This is a genomic window from Paenibacillus sp. OT2-17, assembly GCF_009827695.1.
Classification (GTDB): Bacteria; Bacillota; Bacilli; order Paenibacillales; family Paenibacillaceae; genus Paenibacillus; species Paenibacillus polymyxa_B.
On sequence record NZ_WUDQ01000919.1, the window covers coordinates 1 to 902 of the forward strand.

The following is a 902-nucleotide window of genomic DNA, read 5'->3' on the forward strand; positions in this document are numbered from 1 at the left end:
CTGTATTCATCACACACGCGACTGCTACATTATCCTATGTACGGACGGCTTGTCCGCATTAATTGTGATAATAACTTTTGTGGCAACACTCTACATAAGCATTTGCGGATCAACATCCAGACTAATCAACAACTTTTGTGCCTGTGCGGATTCGGCCATTTCATCAGCTACTTGCTGAGCCAAACTAATCGCATCGATATTTCCACGCCATTTTATCATACATTGAAATCGGTATCTATTCTTGATTCTCGAAATGGGTGAAGCTACTGGCCCCAAAATGTCGAGTACATCCGATGTAAGACGATCCATATTCCCGAACCAGCCCCGTTGTCTGGCCCGTCCCTGTAGTGTTGCTGAATAATTCTCAGCCAGTCGGACCAGCACCGGGAGTTGTTCATGAGAAAAGGTCACCAAAATAAGACGACAATATGGTGGATAGTGCAAATTGCGGCGGTGTTTCAATTCTTCCCTCACAAAAGAAGCATAATCATGGCGACTTGCGTGAATCACCGAATAATGCTCTGGAGTATAGGATTGTACGAATACTTCCCCCGGCAATTGATGTCTCCCAGCCCGTCCAGCTACTTGTGTTAACAGCTGAAATGTCTTTTCCGCAGCCCGAAAATCCGGTAAATTGAGAGCCGAATCCGCAGTAATGACACCAACCAGTGTCACATCGGGAAAGTCCAGGCCTTTGGCAACCATTTGAGTACCGAGCAGCACGTCCGCTTTTTTATCACGAAATTGCTTGAGAAGCTTTTCGTGGGCATTTTTTTCTGTCGTTGTATCAACATCCATTCGAACAACACGTATACCGGGGAATAGCTTCGCCAGCTCTTCTTCCACTCGCTGGGTACCTGTACCGAAATAACGAATATGCTCACTACCGCACTCAGGGCAAG

At 46.3% G+C, this 902-nt stretch carries 1 protein-coding gene; it reads right to left on the bottom strand.

Translation table 11 applies throughout. From position 1 onward, the window contains the following. Positions 1 to 90: 90 nt before the first annotated feature. A partial coding sequence (gene priA / locus GRP75_RS28180) for a replication restart helicase PriA (protein WP_160791026.1) occupies positions 91 to 902 on the bottom strand: 812 nt, incomplete at its 5' end.